This window comes from uncultured Mediterranea sp., assembly GCF_902493215.1.
GTDB lineage: Bacteria > Bacteroidota > Bacteroidia > Bacteroidales > Bacteroidaceae > Bacteroides.
This window is the reverse complement of the sequence record NZ_CABUOL010000045.1, coordinates 1-1,529: the sequence shown is the minus strand read 5'-3', so window position 1 is coordinate 1,529 and position 1,529 is coordinate 1. Positions and strand designations below refer to the sequence as shown.

The 1,529-nt window shown below is 52.4% G+C and carries 2 protein-coding genes; one reads left to right on the top strand and one right to left on the bottom strand.

What is annotated here, in order from left to right:
* Positions 1 to 665, top strand: a 665-nt coding sequence (locus RDO88_RS13510) for an ATP-binding protein (protein ID WP_307759850.1), incomplete at its 5' end; no start/stop codon positions are given.
* A 101-nt stretch (positions 666 to 766) separates the two neighbouring features.
* Here the strand turns inward: RDO88_RS13510 and RDO88_RS13505 are convergent.
* Positions 767 to 1,529, bottom strand: a 763-nt coding sequence (locus RDO88_RS13505) for a M24 family metallopeptidase (protein WP_307759849.1), incomplete at its 5' end; no start/stop codon positions are given.

The window sequence follows — 1,529 nt, the reverse complement described above, 5'->3', positions numbered from 1 at the left end:
TATTGCTGCGTTTCATCATCCTCACCCGTAAACAGAAGAAGGCCATCAGCATTGCCAATGAGCACAATGAGCTGAAAACCAAATTTATCCAGAACATTTCCGCCCAAATGGAACCGACACTGGACACGCTCGACGCCTCACTGCCGGGCGTAAAAGCCCTGCATGCATTCTCCAACCATATCCAGGAACTGTCCGAATTGGAAACCACCTTGTCCGAACCCTACGAAGTGCAGGAGAAGAATATCTCCACTTTCTGTGAAGGCATCATGGACAAAATCAAAGGAATGACACAAGAAGATGTCACCCTGACCGTGAATGCCCCCAAATTGAATGTGAAAATCAACCCTGAGCAACTGGAACGCGTCTTGCTGCATTTGTTGGAAAACGCCGCCGAGTACACCCCTGCTGGAGGAAAAATATGGCTGGACTTCAAGAAACGCGGTGCGCACACCCACCAGTTCATCATCAGCGACACCGGTTGCGGCATTCCCGAAGAGCAGCGCGAAAACATCTTCAAGCCCTTCACCGAAGTGAAAGACCTGACACAAGGCGACGGTCTGGGACTTCCCATCTGCTCACTGATTGCCACCAAGATGAACGGCAGCTTGACACTAGACAGCAGCTACAACAAGGGAGCACGGTTCGTACTGGAACTGCACGCATAAACCATACATAATACAATCTGTATGACCCCTAAATTTGAGAGCCGCTTGCCACCGGCATTATCGGGACAAACGGCTCTCTGTGTATATTAAGGATGTGGTTGTCAACGCAACGCTTCCACCTCTTCCGGTGTCAGTGGAATTTTCTTGCCCAAGCGACGTGCTCCCGTTTCGGTAATCAGATAATCCTCCTCATTACGGATGCCGCCGAAATTGCGGTATTCTTCCACCTTATCGTAGTTGATGAAGTCCATGAACTTCTTCTCTCCTTTCCATAAGTCAATCAGCTCGGGGATGAAGTAGATGCCCGGCTCAACCGTATGCACAAAGCCCGGTTCCAGAGGGATGGCAAGACGCTGGCTCTTGCGGCCGAACTGCGTACTCTTGGGCTGACCGTCATAGCCTACCCAGAGCTCACCCAGGTTCTCCATATCGTGCACATCCAACCCCATCATATGGCCCAGTCCATGGGGATAAAACAAGGCATGCGCCCCTTCGCGCACGGCATCTTCGGCATTGCCCTTCATCAATCCCAGCTCTTTCAGCCCCTCCACCATCACTTGGGCGGAAAGCTCGTACACCTTCATATAGGGAATGCCCGGGCGAAGCGCTTTAACAGACTCCAGATGCATGGCGTTCTGGATTTCGTAAACGGCACGCTGGCGTGGAGTAAAAGTCTTGTCCGCCGGCACGGTAGACGACATGTCACCACAGTAACCCGAAGGCAGCTCGGCGCCGGCATCAATCAAGAAGAGGTCTCCCGGTTGCACCCGGTTGCCGTGATAGTGGTTATGCAGGGTCTGGCCGTTGACAGTAGCAATCGTGGCAAAAGACAGCTCGCAGTTGTTCATCTCGGCGATACGGTTC